This is a genomic window from Marinobacter sp. H13 (genome assembly GCF_059072335.1).
In genome coordinates this window covers 3,738,862-3,753,532 of record NZ_JCACRU010000001.1, presented here as the reverse complement: position 1 = coordinate 3,753,532, position 14,671 = coordinate 3,738,862, and the positions used below count along the sequence as shown (strand labels likewise).

Sequence of the window (14,671 nt, the reverse complement as noted above, 5' to 3'; positions counted from 1 at the left end):
AACGACGGAGTTTTGGACGGGCGATATGGCTAAACAAGTTCTCAATATCGCAACAAAAAAGGCAGACCAGTACGAAACTGATCTGCCTTTCTAGACTATGGTAGCGGGGGCTGGATTCGAACCAACGACGGTTATGAGGCCGATAATTTTGACCCACTTTTTTTGTGCCAGAATTATCAAAATTGCCATAAATCTACGTATGATCTAGGATTCTACAGAAATGGCGCGGTGGAAGCTAGTGTGCCGTTCGGTTAATTCGCTCATTTATTGTCAATCAAACTCAGCTTCGCCCGAGCCACTGACGTCATAATAGATTCTGCGCTTTTATGCCAACGGAACGGCTTTGCCAGTTTTTCGTTGTGAACCTTGATGAACTTTTTAATCGCAGACTTTAATTCGCCGACGCTGGTGAAAATACCTCGGTAAAGGGCTCGTCGCTCCAGTTGGCCAAACCAACCCTCAACCGCGTTCAGCCACGACGCACTCGTGGGCGTGAAGTGCAGCTTGAACCGAGGGTGCTCGGCCAGCCAGGCTTTGACTTCCAGCGTCTTGTGAGTCGAGCTGTTATCCAGGATCAAATGCAGATCCAGATCCTTCGGCGTTTCCCGGTCGATCTGTCGCAAGAAGTCTAAAAACTCCTTGGCCCGGTGGCGCTGAGTGATTCGTCCGATCACTTGACCCGTCAGCGTATTGAATGCAGCGTACAGGCTGGTTGTGCCATGACGCTTGTAATCATGTGTCTGTCGCTCAACTTGTCCCGGGCGAAGCTGCAATTTCGGCTGGGTCCGATCAAGAGCCTGAATCTGGGTCTTTTCGTCAACAGACAGAACCAGTGCATTGTCCGGAGGATTCATATAGAGCCCGACAACATCGCACACTTTTTCAGCGAAGTGGGGATCGTTGCTGATCTTGAACGTTCTGAGCCGGTGCGGCTTCAAATCGGCTGCTTTCCAGATCTGATGTACTTGCCAGCGCGTTACCCCGGCATGCTCTGCCATGAGACTGATGCTCCAGTGTGTGGCCTCTTTCGGAACTTTATGAACCGTGTCGTCTAAAATTTTCTTGACGGTTTTACCATCCAGTTTTCGAGGCTGGCCAGGTCGCGGTGCATCATGAAGCCCCTCAAGACCGCTCTCACTGTAGCGTTTGCGCCACTTGAAGACCGTTTGAGTGCTAACCTGAAGAGACTCCGAGATCCCTTTTGGTGTCTCGCCTTCGTTCAGTAACAAAAGTATCTTGGCGCGTTGCGCCAGGTGCTGACTCAGGGTATTAGCTCGGCACCAACTTTCGAGTTCCAACTGGTCGTTTACAGTCAAATTAAACGGCGCTGCGGGTTTGGGCACAATGGGAACCTTTTATTGCTGATCGACGGTTCCTATTATAACAAATATTGATCAGCGAATTAAACAGACGGAACACTAGATGCCCACACCGCCCATGCCGATGAGCTAGCCGACCCGTTGCCTCAGGAGCTCACTCCGCTGGAACGCCTCAAGGGTTCCGTCAAACGCTATGATCGGCCTACCGATTCGGTTTGGGACGAGTATTTCGACTCTGATGGCGTCAGTGACGATTTTATGGAAGACCGCGAGCCACCGGCACCGGATGAGCGTGATAAGTAACGATATCATCATCGCGGAAAGGTAGAGGCCTTCCATGCCAAGCATCACACGGATCGACCCGGAACCGTTTTTCAGCCTGCCACACCGCACCAGCGGCCCAGCCGGTGCGCCGCTGCATAATCGCCTTCCGTTTTACCGAGCCTATGCCACCGGCCTTCCGAGTCATGTGAAGAGCCTTGTGTTGACCTCCGATCTCCAGGGGCGAGAAGCCGGCGGTCAGAATTGGCTGCTCGGCGTGCCTGTTGCTGAAGCACTTTTGGCACTGTCTCGGGAAGGCGTCATTCCGGCGCCCGACGCGGTGTTTCTGTGCGGTGACCTGTACGACTATCCCGAATGCCGAAAACGCGGCGGTACTGGGCCGGTGGACGAGGTGTTTCAGGCGTTTTCTGCGATCACACCGGAGGTCGTCGGCGTTCTGGGGAACCACGACCAGATAGAGTACCCCGAGGCGCTTCCAGACAACACCACCGTCCTGGATGGCGAGGTGGTTGGGGTGTTGGGCAACCTGAACGTCGGTGGCGTCAGCGGTATCGTGGGCAATCCGAATCGCAATCAACGGCGAACCGAGGACGATTTTCTGGCCGCACTGGAGTCGGTGACCGATCAAGTCCCGGATATCCTGCTACTCCATCAAGGCCCAACCGACCCGGAACGGGCGGCGCGTCGGGGTCACACTGTGCCACCAGGTCACTCAAGCTGTACGATTTCTTATCCTTCATCATTTTACCTTCGAGAGCCTCTGCAACCCCGGATCACCGCGGCTTGCCGCACTCCGGTTTCTGAATTGGAGAATCTGTCTAGCGCCTGATATTCGCCATCCCACTCCGGAGCATGCCGGTACCGGACTACCTGTTCGGGGATGAGCTCGACAATATCATCAAATCCGGTTTCGTAGCCCTCGACCAGCACTGGCGTCTCCGGCGGCAACTTTTGTAGTTGCGTTATCAGCTCTTCTGCTGTCATTTCGACTCCCCCGGTCAAATTTGACCGCTTCAAACTTCTATCACAATCGGTGCATTCCGCGGCTCATACCGAGAAGTACAAGTACTGGCGTTAATCAACCTCGTTTGCCCTCGCTGGTACTCCCCATAGCCTTCGTGGATATGGCCAAAAATGTGCGCTTTGAGTGAGAGTTGCTGGATTCGGTCAAGCAAGTCAATGCAGCCAACATTCTGGCATTTGAATCCAAGGTTTGCCTCATCGCCGATACCTTTGGGTGGGCCGTGGGTAATGAGCACATCGGTATCGCCCGGTATAAGCTGCCATTTCTTGTGCAACTGCTGACCACGCTCCAGCATAAACGCCCAATCCATAAAGGTGGGCGTCCAGGGTGAACCCCAGAACCGAATACCCTCAATCTCCACGCCGCTGTCTTCCAGGTAAATGGCGTTGGTCAGTGCCTGACGGGCTAGTTCCGGCGTTTCCTGGAAAGCCCAGTCGTGATTGCCGGCAATCACAATCTTATACCGATGCGGCAGCGTTCCGAGCCAGTCATTGAGCTCTTCGATGTTCTCCAGCGTGCCCTGGCCCAGGCAGTCACCAGCATGGATCAATACATCTCCATCTGGAATATCCGGTATGCGATGGTGCAGGCTGTGGGTGTCGGAAATACAAACCAGTTTCATACTGGCACCTCCGGTGGCGTCAGCAACTCGGGTTCCAAAGACCAATCCATATACGGGAGGACTCGGGCCATATTTCGCGCATCGTCCACACCACGATGGTGATGGCCCTCAAAGTCCAATCCGTGAAAAGCTAGCGCGTGGGCAAATCCATTCTTTCTCTTCTGCCCCGTGGTGCGTCGCCAGATACGTTTCAAATTCAGGTGCGGGCGAGCCAGGATGACCGGCCAAGCACCATCCAGCTGGCTTTGGGCTTCCAGGTGCAGGCGGTCGTAGTTGCCCCTGCTGCACCAGATGAAGTCGTCCGGTAGATCACCCAGCCAGGCATTCATGGCCTCAATCGCCTCGGGGAGTGTGGGCGCGGCATCCACCATCGACTGGGTGATCCCGGTCAGCTCCGTGCAGAAGTCGCTCAGCACAGGATTCCGGGTTGGCCTGACCAGAAACGAGTGGGCATCCAGCAGGTTTCCCTTCCGAGTGGCGAGGGCACACCCGACTTCAATGATCTCCATGTTGTGGATACTCTGAGAATCACCATTGGGTGCCCGCTGCATCTCCCAGCAAGTTGCCTCTAGGTCCACAATCAGCAACATTGATTGTTCCAGCCCTGTTTCTCCAACACCCAAACACAACATGTAGACTTTAAGCCTACCACCCAACGCATCATATAGATGAACCGCACAAGGCCATGCTACCAACGCCCGCAAAGCTGCGCCACCGGTTCTTCACAGGTCAATGATGAGAAAAGAGTTAGGGTAAGTCCTTTTTGCCCAAGGGCTATAAGACCTATATGTAATATTCTACTACCCATGTTTGCACGCTAGTATTTAGGCCACTATGCGCCAACATGGAGTCAAGGAATGAGAAAAGTTTCAGTTCGTTGTTCGACCGTCGTATTTATCGCGTCAATTCTCTCAGGATGCGGAGGAGGTGGTGGTAGCGACAACAGCACTACCCCGCCAAAGACCGAAGCGCCGAAGCCTATTTCCGAAACCCTGAGTATAACCACCAGCGAAAACCAGCAGGTAACTCAAGCCCTGCGCGGCACACCGGTTTCCACCACCCGAATTCGTGGCACCGAAGCCATCACAGCAGACACCACCGAAGACGGCACCCTGAACATTTCGGTAGCAGAGCTTCAAAACGAAGGTGATGCCCGGTTCAAGGTGACCACCAAAGATGGCAACACCACCATCGAATACATCGTGAGCGTGAGCGCCGAGAACACCAGTGCACGGGCTTCGCTTGAGCAAGCCGAACAGATCACACAGGTGTCCGCTGAAAGCCTCGCCCTGACCGACGAACAGCGTCTGGCGCAGATCGCGCTTGAAATCGAATACCTGACTGGCGCGGTCGATGCCACCCTGAAAGATATGACGAACACTGAGATTGAGCAGACCATCACCCAAGCAGGCGCCAGCCTGACCGAAAGCCAAAGCCAACTGGCCCAGGCCATCAAGGATTATCAGAACGGCACCGCCACCGAAGCGGAACTGGCTGAGCATCTGGCACAAATGGACACCGATATTCAGGCAATCAATGAGACCGGCACAACCGTACTGGCCGCCGTTGAGACAACGCTGGTCGCCCTGGGCGTTGACCTCCCGGAAACCCTGACCTTCACCTATGACGAAACGCTGGGACGCTACACCCGGTTTACCAGTCCAGACCTCGGGGCATACAACGACAACGGCGAATGGGTATTCAATGCCGAATACGACTGGCTGAACGCTGCCCTGCCCCTGACCACCCAAACACAACGCTAAGCGCCGGGAGACACGATCATGAAAACCAACAACACACTGCGTACCGCCATCCCGACCGCCCTGTTTGCCACCGCAACCGGCGCTCAGGCTCTACCTGCAGAGACCACCACCCTTGCCATGAGCGGCACCCCGAAGGTCAACCAGAAGGCCGATACGGTATACCTGATGATTAAGCGGGAAAGCTTGAAAGCCGAAGGCTGGCCGTGGGAGCGGGTTGAAGTCAAAGCCAGCGAGGCGGAAGAGACCATCAAGGAGCTGCTGGAAGATCCGGATGTGCTGATCGTAGAAAAGGACACCAAGATGCACACTCAGCAGTCTTCCAGCACAGAGATCGACCTTGACCGTTACTACAACGATGAAGGCTACGCCGAACAACGAATCTTTAAGGATGCCTCCGGCACAAAAATGCGACTCATTGAGGGGCTTCAGCGCATCCAGTCTGATCGCACTATGCGCATCGGTGTACTGGACGGAGGTTTCGAGGTATCCAACGATATTGAGTACCAGGAGGGCTACAACTTTGTTACATGGGAGACGCCATCGATCCCATACGGTCCCGCCTTTCAAAATGGTGACTCCGGAATCTGTGACGGACGCGATTTTGTTAGCACTCACGGTGCAGGCGTCACAAGCATTGCCGCTGCAAAAACCAACAACTACATCGGGATTGCAGGCGTAGCACCCAATACAGAGGTTGTCGCAGGACGGGTGGCCAACTGCACCGGAAACGCCTTTAGCTCAGAGATCGCAGAGGGAATTCTTTGGCTAACCGGCTACGGGAGCAGCAGCAACGGCACCCACCCAATTGAGCCAGTAGAGGTCATCAACATTTCGCTTGGCGGAGAAGGCGCTTGCCCAGTCATGGTTCAAGAGGCTATCAACGAGGCAATCAGCCGAAACATTACCGTTGTTGTGTCAGCAGGCAACGAGTTGACTAACGCCGATGACATCAACCCGGCAAACTGTGATGGCGTTATCACGGTCGCAGCAACGAACCACGACGGCGAACTGTGGGAAGATTTGGAGTGGAACGAAGGCTCCAATACAGGATCCGTTGTTGATATTGCGGCCACAGGAGAGTGGGTACGTATGCTGGCCGAGAATGACCGCATCTCAATCGGTACCGGAACCTCTATGGCATCGCCGCTCGTAGCAGGCGCGATTGCTGCCGTTAAGCGGGATCGCCCCAACATGACACCCGCTGACTTTGAGCGCGCACTACAACACTCCGGCAACCCACTGACCGTTGAAACCACGCACTACGGCATCGGCGGTGGCGTACTGGACCTGATGAAACTGATGGACGAAGCCGGCATTCCCCGGGCCCAGGTTCCGGTGAACCATGCCCTGACCGGTGAGCGCGAGCGCTTTGCAGCGGCCCTGCTACACCCGAAGGCAGTTCAGTATGTGGCCGATACCGGCACAATCAGCGACAACCTGTGCAACCTGACCGAAGTGGATGGTCGTGACCTGAACCCGGACAATGAATCCACACCGATCAGCCTGTTCCGGGTAGCCAAAGGCTCGCCGCTGACTCCGGCTGACCCAAGCGCCACCATCATCGACCAACTGGATGCTAGTCAGAATCGCGGCATCATCGAGCTTGGCGCCACTCTGGACACCAGCGCCTATGACTACGGCATCGCCCAGTGCGACACCACCACCGGCCTTGGCTGCAACCAGAAAGACACCATCCGGGCCGTTGATCCGGCCTCACTGGTCACTCCTGCGGCCTGTGAAGGCCGAATTGTGGCCAGTCGGCTGTAAAGAGGCAATAACGGAAGGCTCACCGGAGCCTCGCTATCTCAGGACCTCCGGTAAGCCTCAATCTCCCGCTGTAAATTCGCAGAAAATGACAGCAACTCATCCTGGGTTGCTGGCTTATCAAACACCTTGGCAACTTTCTGCTTCTCAATCGCCTCACGCTGCTCTTGGTATACGTAGTGCAGCACCGATGCCGAAAAGTCGACCCCTTCGTTTTCATTCATCTGCTTGCGCAGTGCTTTGAACTGATCTGGGGCCGGAACCAATTTCCGTTTTGCAGCGATATCTTTCGGGCGTATCTCAAACCCTTTGCCCCACACATCCACGGCATGGTGCCATGCCGCCGTCAGAGGCCGGTCTTCGGTAATAAATACCTTCGCCGCCCTGCCCCGCAGGTTCACAGAGAAATAACACTGATCATGCTTGCAGCGATTACCACGCCCAATGCCGAGTGTGATCCCCTGAAAACCTACACCTCGGTGTGGCAGCGTAGAATAATGATTCTTAGAAATGAAATCCCGATACTGAACCGCAGCGGAACGTGCTTGCCACCGGGCCTCATAGTATCTGGCACGGGTTTCCTGGTAGCGAAACCAGACCTCTTCGGGGATGCGTTTACTCGGGCGGTTCAGTGAAAAATACTTCTGATAGCGTTTGCCACGAATGGTGGCAACCACTCTCCAGCCACAAAAACCTGAGGAGAGCTGGCCTTTCTCGTAGAAATTTATTGCCATTCAGTCCTGTAGCCCCATACCAATTAAAGAGTTAGCATAATACCAGCTGACTCTCAGGGAGCCATAATCATGAACATGCTTGCAGCTTTGGTAGGTTACGGTGGGTTTGTGCTGGCCTTATTGACGATAGGGCTCATCGGTTACTGGAAGGCAGATAAGCTAGAGGCTTGGGCCACACGAAAGCTCAAAGGCTAAGTGGCCGCCTCAATACCCGGGATAGCGCTCCCAAAGCCCGTCATCCTCCATATAAGAATGCCACTCCTGGCACGTCCACAAATCGGACGCAACGGCCTCAATAACGTCCCGAAGCTCCAACGGCTCCAGCCACCGCTGCGGAATCACCCCGGTGCCAAGCATGGCGCCAAGCATATTCCCGGTGATAGCCCCCGTGGAGTCTGAATCCCCATCGTGATTCACTGCCAGCACAATGCCCTGTTCGAAACTTTCAGCTACCAGGGCGCAATAGACAGAAATCGCCAGTGCTTCCTCTGCGACCCAGCCTTCGCCGAGTTCCTGGATAGCGATATGGTGTGGCATACCGGACTGGCTCAGTTCAACCGCCTTATCCAGAGCCGCCAACGTCTCCTCGTGACCGCGTTCTGTAACCAGTAATGTCTTGGCGGCACCCAGGGCATCCAGCAGAGTTTTGTCGTTCAATAACTCAAAGATCAAAATGGCCAACACGCCACCGGTCAGATAACCGCTGGGATGGCCGTGGGTGAGGCCGGCGCACATACACCCATCTTCAAATGCCCTTTCCAAACCGGAGTTACCGTTGAAGGTGCGCCAGTAAAGCCCTACCGGAGCCACCCGCATTACCCCGCCACACCCCTTACTGTCATTGCCGGCGGTCTCTGGAACACCCGGGTAATCCCGCAGCGCACTCAAACACGTCATGCCCGGTGCTCGCTGGCTGTGCAACTCTGGCTGCTGAAACAACCAGCCGTCTTTCTCTGCGGTTACCGCACGACACTCGTGGCCCTGTGTTGCCAACCAGCGCAGATAGGCAATGGCAACTGTGTGGTCGAAACCTACAATGCCTTTACTGACTCCCCGCATTCGCCCCCGCAACAGACCATCTGCGGTGAACAGGGTCATTTGGGTGTCATCGGTTATCTTGCCTTTGCCACCGTAGGCCGGGGCGTAGTCGGTTATGCCGGCAGGGCCAAAGCGGCTCAGGATTTCAGCGCGGGACATGAACTCCACGGCGGCACCGAGGGCATCGCCTATGGCGCCGCCGAGGAGGCAGGCTATGTAGTGGTCACGCATGCTCGCATCACAGTCGATAAGAGGTGACCTTTGCGATTGATCCATCATCTTGCTGCATCCTGCGTTGGTAAAGCATTCTCGAGAGAGCGCTTAACTCTCGCTATAACTTCCTCTCTGTATTCACCATGCCCATGCGTGGCCCGCGGATGAGCAATCCGAAAACAAACACTGCCTGCGTAAACCGCTGAAGGTTGCCACCCATTCCACGTGAAGCCTGCCACCCGGACCGGAGCAAGGCTGCCACCCATCGGAGCGTAGCGACGCGGGGTTTCTCTTCTTACTTCGAAGTCTCAGTGCCCGTCAACTTTGCCTGCTGTTTTCGCATGGATTCGCCCCGCAGATTGATCTTGTAGGCGTTGTGTACGAGCCGGTCCAGGATGGCATCTGCCAGAGTGGCGTCACCGATGATGCCGTGCCATTCCTCGATGGGTAATTGGCTAGTGGCGATGGTGGAGCGCCGGCCATGTCGGTCTTCCAGCACCTCCAGCAAGTCCCGCCGGTTCTCCGCGCTCAGCTTCATCAGCCCCCAGTCATCCAGGATCAGCACGTCGACCTTGGCCAGGCTGGTCAGGAGCTTTGAGTATTGGCCATCGCCCTTGGCGATGGTCAGCTCTCGTAGCAGCCGGGTCAGGCGGACGTACTGGGCGGTGTAACCCTCCCGGCAGGCCTTGTGTGCCAGAGCACAGGCCAACCAGGTTTTCCCGACGCCAGTCGGGCCGGTGATGAGCACGTTCAGGTGTTCCTTCACCCACTGGCAGCTGGCCAGACTCTGGACAAGCCCTTTATCCAGGCCCCGTGAGTTCCGGTAATCAATGTCTTCGAGGATGGCGGCGTGTCGCAGCTTGGCCCGGCGCAGGCGGCTGCTCATGCGTCGGTTGTCCCGTTCCGTCATTTCCCGGTCGACCAGCAGGCCAAGGCGCTCCTCGAAGCTCAGGTCGGTAATGTCGGGGGTGGCCGATTGATCCGCCAGGGCGGCGGCCATGCCGGTCAGTTTGAGGGCGTGGAGCTTATCCAGCGTGGGATGTTTCAGCATGTCAGGTTCCTTCAGTGGTAGTAGGCGGGGCCACGGATGTTGTCGTGTGTGTCGGGTAAGGCCAGTTCTTGTTGCTCTTCCAGGGGCTGCTCATCCAGGCGATGCTTGAGGATGGATTCGATGCTCTTGTATCGGCAGCTGCCCAGCATCAGGGCGCGTTGGCAGGCACGTTCTAATCGTGCCTCGCCGTAGCTCTGGCCCAGCCGGAGAATGCCCAGACAGGACCGATAGGCCTGTTGCGGATGCTTTCTTGCCCCCAGCGCGGTACGGATAAGCTTTTCAGTTGCCGGTCCAGTCTTGGCTGCCCAGGCGGTCAGTCGCTCTGGGGTCCACTCGCCGGCTTGGCGATGGGACTCCGGCATGTGAGCGGCGATGGTGCTATGCCGACCCTTCTGATCCGAACGCCGGTGGCTGGCGATCCGGTTGCCCCGGTGGAAGCATTCGATGGTGTTGTGGGTGATCCGGACCTCCACCTCTTTCTTGATCAGGGTGTAGGGCACCGAGTAGTAGTGCCCATCGATGGCCACGTGGTAGTCGATGTGTACCCGGGCTTTTTTCCACTCGGCGTAGACATACGGCTCGGCGGGTAGCGGTTGTAGAACCGGCTGGTCCAGCTGTTTGAAGTGATCAAGCCGGCACCCGGGCAACTTGCGGAAGGGGCGGCTATTGAGCTTCTCCAACAGCTCACGGATGGTGGCGTTGAGCTGCCCCAGGGAGAAGTGCTGACGATGGCGCAGGGCCGCCAGGATCCAGCGCTCAACGATCAATACGCCACCTTCCACCTTGGCCTTGTCACGGGGCTTGCGAACCCGTGTAGGGACAACGGCCACGCCATAATGGCCAGCCATATCCTGATAGGTCGATGAGATGGTCTCCTCCCCTCCTAATCGGCGTCGCAATGCGCCAGGATAGGGAAGGAGAATTTTCCTATCAGAAACGAGTGGGAGGAGACCATGAGTAAGGTTACAACGGTTGGCATTGATCTCGCAAAGAACACGTTTGTCCTTTTTGGGCTGGGCCCTAAAGGTCACAGCGGGTGGAAGCGCAAAGTGCGCCGCAAGCAGTTGCTGGAGCAGTTGGTGCGTTTGGAGCCTTGCACAGTCGCTCTTGAGGCGTGTGGGAGCTCGCACTATTGGGCTCGCCAGATACGAGCGTTAGGGCATCAGGTTGAGTTGTTACCGCCTCAACATGTGAAGGGCTATCTTCGAGGTCAGAAAAACGATTACAACGATGCTCAGGCCATTGCGGAGGCCAGTGAACATGGGCGAATTCGCCCGGTGCCGATCAAAGAGGTCGAGCAGCAGGATGATCAGATGCTGCACAAGCTGCGCCAGGGCGTGAGCAAGGATCGGGTACGAATCAGCAATCAGCTTCGAGGATTGCTGGCCGAGTACGGTGTGATCATGCCCCAGGGAATAGCGGCGCTGCGCCGGGAGCTGCCACTGGCACTGGAAGACGCTGACAACGGGTTGAGCGAGCGGGCCCGGCAGTTGTTGCACCGCCAGTATCAGCGTTTTCTGGAAGTAGAGCAGGAACTGGCCTGGTACGACCAACAAGTAAAGCAGAGATCGAGACAGGATGAGACCTGTCGGCGCCTGCAAGCGATACCGGGCGTTGGTGAAGTCGTCGCCAGTCTGCTGAAGGGCTGGATGGGTGATGGCCGCCAATTCCGGCGAGGCCGAGACGCTGGCGCAGCGCTGGGCCTGATCCCCCGTCAGAACAGCACCGGGGGCAAAGACGTCTTACTGGGAATCAGCAAGCGAGGCGACCCGTACGTACGCGCCCAACTGGTTCACGGGGCGAGAGCGGTGGTTGCCCGTGCGGACGGGAAAATGGACCGCCTCAGCCGATGGATCCAGCGACTCAAGGCAGAGCGAGGGTTCAACAAGGCAACCGTCGCATTGGCCAACAAGTTGGTTCGCATTGCCTGGGTGATTATCGCCCGAGGCGAGCACTACCAGCCATCGGAGCAACGGCTGGCGGTATGAATAAGTCAGGGATTGACTGAGCTAAATCACCGACGCGACGTCGGAAAGTAAAGCGGTTACCCTTCCCGCAGGTTGCGAGGGTCACAGCAATCGATGGCATAACAGGTCAGACCGGCCTGCCGAAAACCTGACTAATCCAAGGGCCCCAGAGGCCGTTAGGTCGATAAGGACGGCAGGCGCGGATCTTCCATCAAGGCCAGAGGCGACAAAGCCGCCTCATCAAACAGGCCGGATATACGGGCGCAAACCTGTCCCTGACATTGAGTGCTGAGACCTTGCAAACGGGGAGGAGACCATATACGGATTGAGGTCCGGCTCGTAGCGATGGGCCTTGCTGACGCCGGAACGGAGGTTATCCGGAACCACCAGTTCCGGCACGCCGCCCAGGAACTCGAAGGCTCGGATGTGGGAGCCGATCCAGTCCGGCAGGGTCTGGCTCCAGGTGGCCTCGGCGTAGGTGTAATTGGACGCACCCATCACCGCCACAAAGACTTGCGCCTCATGGATCTCACCGGTGGTGCGGTCAATGACGGGCACCGTGTGCCCAGCATAGTCCACGAACAGCTTTTCACCGGCTCGGTGGTCCTGACGCATCACCAGATCCAGCTTGCCCTGCCAGGCCCGGTAGTGCTCGCAGAACCAGCTGTACTGGTAGCCATCCGGATTGGCTTCCCGGTACTCCTGCCAGAGCAGGAACAGGGTGACGTTCTTGCCCCGTAAGCAATGGGATGGACTCCTCCTCACCTCACCGGCATCTACGTGGCAAAATGGTGAGTGATTAGCCAACCATCATGAAGATGAGGAGAAGCCCAAGTGAACATTATCCGTGTCGGTGTTGATATTGCCAAATCAGTTTTCCACGTGCACGGCGTAGACCGTCACGGCCAAACTCGATGGCAAGGCAAGTATTCTCGCAGCAAGTGGCTTGATGCCCTCAGCCGAAAAGTACCGGCCGGCGCCGAGATTGGTATGGAAGCCTGCGCGTCATCACACCACTGGGCTCGGGAACTCCAGAAGCGGGGGTATCATGTTCGGTTGATTGCCGCCCAATTTGTCAAACCTTACGTCAAGAGCAACAAGAACGACCGAGTAGACGCGGAGGCAATCTGCGAAGCCATGAGTCGCCCGAACATGCGATTTGTCGCTCCAAAGACGGTCGCTCAGCAGGATATTCAGGCTGCACATCGGATCCGGGAAGAGCTTGTGGGGCAGCGCACGGCCAAGGCCAACCAGATCCGGGGTTTAGTGGGCGAGTACGGTATTGTAGCGCCAGTGGGCATCCAGCAGCTGCGCCGGGCCTTACCAGGCTGGCTTGAAGATGCTGAGAGCGAGCTTACCGATAGTTTCCGCATTCTGCTCAATGGGTTGGCCGAGGACCTCCGGCATCTTGATGATCGCATCACAGCCCTTGATGACCGGATCACTGAGAGTGTCAGGCAGGATCCTGTAGCAAAGCGCTTAATGACATTACGCGGCGTGGGGCCGCTCACAGCCAGTGCCTTGGCAGGTGCCCTGGGCGACGGGAAGGCCTTCCGCAAAGGACGAGACTTTGCCGCTTCTCTTGGATTGACACCTCGACAGCACAGCACCGGGGGACGGGATCGTCTGTTAGGGATCAGCAAGCGCGGCGACAGTTACCTGCGCAAGCTGCTCGTTCACGGAGCACGGGCCGTGTTGCGTCATGTTGAGAGCAAAGACGACGGACTGAGTCATTGGCTCAAAGCCCTTGCCGCCCGGAAGCATGTCAATGTGGCAACGGTGGCATTGGCCAACAAAACAGCCCGTATTGCCTGGGCGCTGGTACACAACGAGGAAGCCTATAACGAAGGGCTCTCAGCGGCAGGAGTTTGAGTGGGTAGCTGCAAGGCTGAGTGTGCCAGGGTAACAACCGGCAACTTTTCAGGAGACGTCCAACACCACGATTGCATGGCATTTTGATTGATGGCGAACAGGTCGAACCGGCGCTGGGAAACCCCTAATGAACGTGGAGCCTTGAGCTCGTGTAAGCGATTGGGAACCAGTGCGCGGATAGCCCATCAGGGTCCGATGCCTACAGGGACGGCATCATTAAAGAGACCGAATACACGTAGGCAGTCGTACCTTAGTCGCGATCAGACAAAGTGCTTGCAATAGAGGAGGAGTCCATACACGTTCATTCCACGACGTTCTGCCACCCTGCTGAAAATCGCCCTACAGTAACCTCACACTTTCCAACACGAGGTTACCCCTATGAGAAAGCACCGCACACCCGAACAGTGGCAGGCTCTGGTCAATCAGCAGCGTGACAGTGGTCTGTCAGCTTCGAAGTTCTGCAAACAAGAGAACATCGGCTACGCCAGTTTCTGTAACTGGCGCAAGCGCCTGTCCGATCAGGCGGCCGGTGACTCAGCGGATTCCGGCGAAGCCGGTTTTCTGGGCCTGTCCTCTCTGATGGGTGCAGCGCAGTCCGGCCCAGGCTGGAACATTGTGCTGAGCCTGGGCAACGGCGTCGAACTGCGGCTGAGCCAGAACGGATGATCGGGCTCGATAGCCAGGCGCGCATCTGGCTGTGCACCGAGCCTACCGACATGCGCAAATCGTTCCGGGGCCTGAGCGCCCTGGTCCGGAATCAGTTAAAGCACGATCCGCTCAGCGGCCAGTATTTCGTCTTCGTTAATCGCCGCAAGACCCAGATGAAGATGCTCTACTTTACCGCCACCGGTTACTGTCTGTGGGCCAAGCGCCTGGAGCAGGGCCAGTTCCGGGTGCCGTTATCCGCCTCCGGTCAGCGAACCCTGACCCTGACGGATTTGCAGCTGCTGATTGACGGCATTGAGGTGCAGAAATACCGCCAGTTCAAGCGTTTTCGAGGGGTATAGAAGACAGAGTTCCGG

General features: G+C 56.7%; 15 protein-coding genes and 2 pseudogenes. 9 read left to right on the top strand and 8 right to left on the bottom strand.

The annotated features are described in order from the left end of the window. Positions 1-260: 260 nt before the first annotated feature. A complete protein-coding gene (locus AC5JQH_RS17490) occupies positions 261-1,343 on the bottom strand; it encodes an IS630 family transposase (protein WP_493805711.1) in 1,083 nt (360 codons plus the stop codon). Between the two features lie 117 nt (positions 1,344-1,460). On the opposite strand from AC5JQH_RS17490, the gene AC5JQH_RS17485 reads away from it, so the two are divergent. Together AC5JQH_RS17485 and AC5JQH_RS17480 are read left to right on the top strand one after the other, a co-directional pair. Then, positions 1,461-1,622, top strand: coding sequence for an AbrB/MazE/SpoVT family DNA-binding domain-containing protein (locus tag AC5JQH_RS17485; RefSeq protein WP_493791990.1), 162 nt, complete (start codon positions 1,461-1,463; stop codon positions 1,620-1,622). A 34-nt stretch (positions 1,623-1,656) separates the two neighbouring features. Beyond that, entirely contained in the window at positions 1,657-2,430 is a 774-nt protein-coding gene (locus AC5JQH_RS17480; protein WP_493791989.1) for a metallophosphoesterase family protein, read from the top strand. A 184-nt stretch (positions 2,431-2,614) separates the two neighbouring features. On the opposite strand, the gene AC5JQH_RS17475 is transcribed toward AC5JQH_RS17480, so the two are convergent. Both AC5JQH_RS17475 and AC5JQH_RS17470 read right to left on the bottom strand, forming a co-directional pair. After that, positions 2,615-3,247, bottom strand: coding sequence for a metallophosphatase domain-containing protein (locus tag AC5JQH_RS17475; RefSeq protein ID WP_493791988.1), 633 nt, complete (start codon positions 3,245-3,247; stop codon positions 2,615-2,617). After that, positions 3,244-3,837 (bottom strand): 3'-5' exonuclease, encoded by a 594-nt coding sequence (locus AC5JQH_RS17470; RefSeq protein WP_493805792.1) that lies wholly within the window; start codon positions 3,835-3,837, stop codon positions 3,244-3,246. The genes AC5JQH_RS17475 and AC5JQH_RS17470 overlap by 4 nt, the downstream gene beginning before the upstream one ends. 267 nt (positions 3,838-4,104) lie before the next feature. Here AC5JQH_RS17470 and AC5JQH_RS17465 point away from each other — a divergent pair, with 267 nt between their 5' ends. Beyond that, positions 4,105-5,010: a hypothetical protein gene (locus AC5JQH_RS17465; protein WP_493791986.1), complete on the top strand. Its 906-nt coding sequence runs from the start codon at positions 4,105-4,107 to the stop codon at positions 5,008-5,010. 18 nt (positions 5,011-5,028) lie between these two features. Continuing rightward, on the top strand, positions 5,029-6,777 hold the full coding sequence (locus tag AC5JQH_RS17460) for a S8 family peptidase (protein WP_493791985.1): 1,749 nt from the start codon (positions 5,029-5,031) through the stop codon (positions 6,775-6,777). A gap of 38 nt (positions 6,778-6,815) precedes the next feature. Here AC5JQH_RS17460 and AC5JQH_RS17455 read toward each other — a convergent pair whose 3' ends face one another. Then, complete coding sequence (locus AC5JQH_RS17455; RefSeq protein ID WP_493805791.1) at positions 6,816-7,508, bottom strand: hypothetical protein; 693 nt, start codon at positions 7,506-7,508, stop codon at positions 6,816-6,818. A gap of 69 nt (positions 7,509-7,577) precedes the next feature. Here AC5JQH_RS17455 and AC5JQH_RS17450 point away from each other — a divergent pair, with 69 nt between their 5' ends. Then, entirely contained in the window at positions 7,578-7,703 is a 126-nt protein-coding gene (locus AC5JQH_RS17450) for a hypothetical protein (protein WP_493805790.1), read from the top strand. A 9-nt stretch (positions 7,704-7,712) separates the two neighbouring features. On the opposite strand, the gene AC5JQH_RS17445 is transcribed toward AC5JQH_RS17450, so the two are convergent. The 3 genes and pseudogenes from AC5JQH_RS17445 to AC5JQH_RS17435 form a co-directional block, all read right to left on the bottom strand. Beyond that, positions 7,713-8,825, bottom strand: a complete 1,113-nt coding sequence (locus tag AC5JQH_RS17445) for an ADP-ribosylglycohydrolase family protein (RefSeq protein WP_493805789.1) — start codon at positions 8,823-8,825, stop codon at positions 7,713-7,715. A gap of 229 nt (positions 8,826-9,054) precedes the next feature. Next, entirely contained in the window at positions 9,055-9,810 is a 756-nt protein-coding gene (gene istB, locus AC5JQH_RS17440) for an IS21-like element ISSpu5 family helper ATPase IstB (protein ID WP_493791982.1), read from the bottom strand. A gap of 11 nt (positions 9,811-9,821) precedes the next feature. Then, a pseudogene (locus tag AC5JQH_RS17435) lies at positions 9,822-10,688 on the bottom strand (Mu transposase domain-containing protein); the annotation flags it as partial. A 75-nt stretch (positions 10,689-10,763) separates the two neighbouring features. Between AC5JQH_RS17435 and AC5JQH_RS17430 the strand changes: the two are divergent. Beyond that, on the top strand, positions 10,764-11,798 hold the full coding sequence (locus AC5JQH_RS17430; RefSeq protein ID WP_008172057.1) for an IS110 family RNA-guided transposase: 1,035 nt from the start codon (positions 10,764-10,766) through the stop codon (positions 11,796-11,798). Between the two features lie 300 nt (positions 11,799-12,098). Here the strand turns inward: AC5JQH_RS17430 and AC5JQH_RS17425 are convergent. Next, positions 12,099-12,518: pseudogene (locus AC5JQH_RS17425) on the bottom strand (IS21 family transposase); the annotation flags it as partial. Between the two features lie 93 nt (positions 12,519-12,611). Here AC5JQH_RS17425 and AC5JQH_RS17420 point away from each other — a divergent pair. The 3 genes from AC5JQH_RS17420 (at position 12,612) to tnpB (ending at position 14,656) form a co-directional block, all read left to right on the top strand. Continuing rightward, a complete protein-coding gene (locus AC5JQH_RS17420; protein WP_200205258.1) occupies positions 12,612-13,649 on the top strand; it encodes an IS110 family RNA-guided transposase in 1,038 nt (345 codons plus the stop codon). A gap of 378 nt (positions 13,650-14,027) precedes the next feature. Continuing rightward, positions 14,028-14,315 (top strand): IS66 family insertion sequence element accessory protein TnpA, encoded by a 288-nt coding sequence (gene tnpA, locus AC5JQH_RS17415; protein WP_493792058.1) that lies wholly within the window; start codon positions 14,028-14,030, stop codon positions 14,313-14,315. Beyond that, on the top strand, positions 14,312-14,656 hold the full coding sequence (gene tnpB, locus AC5JQH_RS17410; RefSeq protein ID WP_044630870.1) for an IS66 family insertion sequence element accessory protein TnpB: 345 nt from the start codon (positions 14,312-14,314) through the stop codon (positions 14,654-14,656). The genes tnpA and tnpB overlap by 4 nt, the downstream gene beginning before the upstream one ends. The last annotated feature ends 15 nt before the right edge of the window (positions 14,657-14,671 follow it).